General features: G+C 35.4%; 3 protein-coding genes. All 3 read right to left on the bottom strand.

Features of this window, described 5'->3' with window-relative positions:
- The coding region (locus E1171_RS07405) for a 7TM diverse intracellular signaling domain-containing protein (RefSeq protein WP_155205374.1) at positions 1-1777 on the bottom strand (1777 nt) is incomplete at its 3' end.
- 510 nt (positions 1778-2287) lie between these two features.
- Positions 2288-3328: a recombinase RecA gene (recA, locus tag E1171_RS07400; RefSeq protein ID WP_155205373.1), complete on the bottom strand. Its 1041-nt coding sequence runs from the start codon at positions 3326-3328 to the stop codon at positions 2288-2290.
- Between the two features lie 370 nt (positions 3329-3698).
- A complete protein-coding gene (locus tag E1171_RS07395; protein ID WP_155205372.1) occupies positions 3699-4916 on the bottom strand; it encodes a tetratricopeptide repeat protein in 1218 nt (405 codons plus the stop codon).
- Positions 4917-5106 lie beyond the last annotated feature (190 nt).

The following is a 5106-nucleotide window of genomic DNA, read 5'->3' as shown; positions in this document are numbered from 1 at the left end:
CCTTTTTTGCGTATTTCCAGCAGGTATTGACCCGTAAATCAAGTGCTTCAGCTAATTCTTTTGATGTGATTTTCCCTTGGTTGGAATAAACCAAAAAGAGTAAATAAAATGCTTTTAAGATGGAAAAATGAAGGCGGTGAAAGATGGTTTCTGCTGTAGCAGATTCGCTGTATCCACATTTTGAGCATCTGCGCGCATATTGTCCTTGCCCTTCTGAATACTTTTCGTTGTTACATTTTTTACAGCTATAGCCGTTTTTCCATTTTTCAGTGGCTAGAAATTTGTAACAAGCTTCTTCATCTGGGAAAAGCCGCAGGAACTCATCCATGTCTACTTCCTGCATCATCACTCTTGCCTTGGTTAATTTAACGAGATTTTGTTGCAGAGCTTCATTCTCTTTATTAAGAAGCTGATTCATGCGTTTAATCTCTTCGGCATGCTCTTGCAATTGTTGATAAGCCTCGCTTAGCTCCTTACTTTTTTCTTCTATTACTTCTTTTTGTTGTTCTACTTCTTCAGTACGTTCTTTTACTTTCTGTGAAATTACTCTTTCATTAGTTCTTAACTGCTCAATTATACGGTTTTGGGCTTCTTCTTTTTCTTCTTTGACCTTTCTAAAGCTTTGGGCCATGGCCAAAGAAAAGAACATGCATTGAATAAGAATCCCAATATTGAAGCTGTATATCAGGGGAATGGAATCATAAGGTAAAATACCCAATTTTTGCAATACCCCCGGAATGGTAACAGCAAACCCAATGATTGTAAAGCCTATTATAAATAATATAATAGGTTCTTTTTTTAAGCTTTGTCCTTTTAAGGTCACAACAAAAAGGTAAATTAAAGTGACCAGGTAAATGTAATATGGAATGGAGCCTAATGAATAAAGTTGCTCATCGATATAGTAAAGGATAATAAAGATTCCCGTTGCGATGTAAATCAATCTATTTAACTTAGGTTTACTCTGTTCAATGGTAAGAAATCGATGTGCATACAGAAGCAGGGCTACCAGGTAAAATGGTAGAAATATTTCTTCTAAAATGGAATTTATCCATGGAGTTTTTGGCCATAAATACTGAAAGCCCAGACTATCCTCGTAAAGGGTAAAGACCAAACAACTCAGGATGTAGATGACATAGAATAAGTTCTTTTTATCACCTACACTAAAAAATAAAAATAAATTGTAAAGTATTACTAAGGTTAAGAATCCGTAAAAGAAGCCTAATAATAAGTATTCTGTAGTGGCATAATGAAAATTAAACTTTAAACTTCTTAGCTTAAAAAGTAAAGGTGAAGGTTTCTTTGAAATGATGTTGAAGTAAAATGTAGCTGAGTCTTTGGCATATATAGCCGGGGGAAGCTCATATAAGAAATTTTTATGTGCCACGTCCTTTTTTTCGAAGTTCTTGATGTACCCCGATGCTCCATAATTGATCAGGCTGTCTCCTGTCCATAGGTAAGCATCGATGTAATCGATGTGGGAATCTATAGCTTCTAAGGTCTGAGTTTCGTTTCCCCAGTCATTTTTATCCAAAGTAATACGGACCCAGTAGCTTTCTCCTGGATGTTCAAGGTTGTAAATTCTATTTTTAGGGTTAGTGTTAAATGGATATAGATTAGGCTGATCTATTATTTGTTGAATATTGGTATGACCCGTACTATCCTTCCAATAATATACTTTTTTACTTGGGATTAAGTAATCAGGAGTTTTGCTCCAGGCCGATTCAGAGGAAAAAATTAATGAGAGAATGAGTGTGAAAAGTGATAAAAGTAGTTTCATATGCACACTTTTAGGATTTATAAAAAATGAATTCTAATAACCTCAGAATGTTATTTTTTTTACAATTCAACTGTGAATATAGTCATATAATATAAAATTTCACCTTTTAAAATGGATTAATCGAGAAATTTGTAAGGTAACAGTGTCAAGACCACAAATATTGTACAGGGAATATAATTAAGAATTTGGACATGTTTGCTATTCCATCTTAAAAAAATACTATTGAAGGGTGTACTTTTCTATTTTTTTGACTCATGTTTTGAAAGGATTTTACTTATCTATTAAGTTGATTCTAAAAAGAGTTTTATTATGGGTGAATTAGGAGGGTAAACGCTCTTCTTTTTATGGATTTTCCAAGTCAACTTTTATCTATTGGGTCCTGAAATCACAATTTTGTTATTCTTAGAGGGTTGACAAAAAAAGCTGCCTTTTTAAAAGACAGCTTTTGATTTTCATTAGACCTTTAGAAGAAACTTATTATGATTGGTAACTCACACTTCATTCTTCATTTTAACTTTCCTTTTCCTCTTCAAAAGCTTCCTGATTTTCAAAATCTTCTCCCTTAATGATCGATCGGATTTTTCCTTCTAATTCTTCCATTAACTCAGGATTATCCAAAATAAGCTTTTTGACAGCATCTCTTCCTTGTCCTAATTTATTTCCTTCATAGGAGAACCAAGAGCCTGATTTCTTTACCACATCCATGGCTACACCTAAATCGATAATCTCTCCAACTTTGGAGATGCCTTCACCATACATAATGTCAAACTCCACTACTTTAAAAGGAGGAGCTACTTTATTTTTTACCACTTTTACACGGGTACGGTTTCCTAGGACATTATCAGCGCTTTCTTTGATTTGTCCCAGCCTTCTGATGTCAAGGCGGACAGAGGAATAAAATTTCAATGCATTACCACCCGTGGTTGTTTCCGGGTTTCCAAACATCACACCTATTTTTTCTCTTAACTGGTTGATGAAAATACAGGTACAATTAGTTTTATTGATAGCGCCAGTAAGCTTTCGCAATGCTTGAGACATGAGGCGGGCTTGTAATCCCATTTTACTGTCACCCATATCTCCTTCCAGTTCGGCTTTAGGTACCAAAGCTGCTACAGAATCGATCACTAAAATATCGATTGCTCCAGAACGGATCAGGTGCTCGGCAATTTCAAGCGCTTGTTCACCATTATCAGGTTGTGCAATAAATAGGTTCTCCGTATCGATTCCCAGTTTTTCGGCATATACCTTATCAAAAGCGTGTTCAGCATCGATAAAAGCCGCCAAACCACCTTGTTTTTGCGCTTCGGCTATACAATGCATGGATAAGGTGGTTTTACCGGAAGACTCAGGTCCAAAAACTTCAATAATTCGTCCTTTAGGAATACCGCCTATACCCAAGGCAATATCCAGGCTTAGGGAACCTGTAGAAATTGAAGGAATGTCTTCTACTTTCTCATCGCTTAATTTCATTACGGTTCCTTTTCCGTAGGCCTTATCCAGTTTATCCAGGGTAAGTTGCAGTGCTTTTAACTTTTGATTATTGTCACTCATGGTGGTTTTGCTTTTGGCTGTTAAATAACAATGTTTCTAAATGCTTTTGGAAAATATAATGATAATGCCAGGCAAAATAAAATAGCTATCCAAATGAATAAGTCAGTATTTCTAAATCAAAAGATAAATTAGAATATGATAATTAAAATGGATAACAGGAAATACTATTGCCCGAACTCATTATGTCTTTTTTATCAGGAAAAAAAGTTTATTGGGTGTTCCTTAGTATAATAAAGGGTCAAAGATAAGGATAAAATGTTGTCTATTACAACCTTATAGAAGAAAAGTTAATTCTTTTAAAGAGTAAAATAAAAGTTGAAGTCTTATATTGTAACAATGATAAGATTAGTGACATTTATTTTGTCAAGGTTTATCCTTTTCGTAACTTTTTAAGTTCTTCTGAAGCTTTTTGGACGGCTGCTTGTTTGCGCTTGCCATTTTTCTTGACTTGTTTGAAATACTCTTTGGCTAGTTTTTTATCCCCTTCCTCCTTGGCCATTTTACCAAGAAAATATAAGGAATAAAGGTAATAACCAGATTCTTTGGCATGTAATGTTTCAGCGAATTTAATGGTTTGAAGGTAATAATTTCGGGCTAATTCTTTATCCTTTCTTGCATCGTAGATTTGGCCGAGGTAAAAGGCCGCATATCGTCCACTAATAGCTTCATAACCCACTTTTCCACTTTCAATTTGGTTGAGTAAGGATATGGCCACTGGCTCTAGATCTATATATTTGCCATGGGAATAGAGCATACTGGCATAATAACGATGAAAATATGCGTTTTCAGGGTAGGTCTGGTAAAGATAAGCGGATAGGTTTAAGGCTTCTTCTTTTTCTCCCTCCCCGGCTAATATCCTCATAAGGAAAAACTGGGCTTCTGTACGAGTATAAAAAGAATTGGAGGCTACATTCTTTAATTGTTGAATACCCAACTCTTTATCTCCCTTCCTAAAAAAAAGGAGAATAGGTTTTAACATGGGGTAATTTTCTGGTATCCAGACGGAATAGTAGTTGTAAAGGGCATCCCCGAAAAGGAATTCTGGTCCAATATCCTGGTCTCTTTTTGTTTTTTTTAAGTAATTCAAGGAGGATTTACCTGCAACTGCAGCTTTTCGCCAACTTTTTCTTTCAGCCAGCAAACGTCCTTTAAAACCATAAGAGGCCGCTAAAAAAAAGGAGGCTTCAATGTTCTTGGGGTCTTCTTTGTACATTTTCTTGGCAAGAACAATGGCTGTATCCATATAAGCCAGAAATGGTTTGTCTAAGTTCTCTGTTTCCATATTCGGCACCATGCGCCACCACTGACTTAAACCTAATAAAAAATATGGCAGGGGGTGATTGGGATATTTCTGTTTGAGCCAACGGAATTGACGATCCGCCTTTTCAAACTTAAAGTTGTACATATAATTGATAGCCTCGGTAGCCTCAAGCTGAATATTTCTATCTAACAATAAAAGATTTTGGGCTTGATTATGCCCCAATTGTTTGCCCACATGGAGGCTGTCCGTATCGCTTATTCTGCTTTGTGCTACAGCAATTTTTGAAAATAAGAGTAGAGTACAAACAATAAAATAAAAATTTCTCATGCCATTCGGTTTTATGCCAGCCTTTCAAATTAAACCTAAGTTTGTGGGCTTTATTGTAGCGGAATCCAAGATTGAATTTTTCTAGGCTAAAACATAGAAACTAATGTTATTGTCATTAAGATAGTTAGATTTTTGGAAAAGTTATTTTTTAAAGCTTGGTTTTAAGTATGATTAGGTGAAAAGGGCCTTT

Origin of the sequence: Xanthovirga aplysinae (assembly GCF_009711365.1) — a bacterium.
Classification (GTDB): domain Bacteria; phylum Bacteroidota; class Bacteroidia; order Cytophagales; family Cyclobacteriaceae; genus Xanthovirga; species Xanthovirga aplysinae.
The sequence above is the reverse complement of the archived record's forward strand: the minus strand, read 5'-3'. Positions and strand labels throughout refer to the sequence as shown.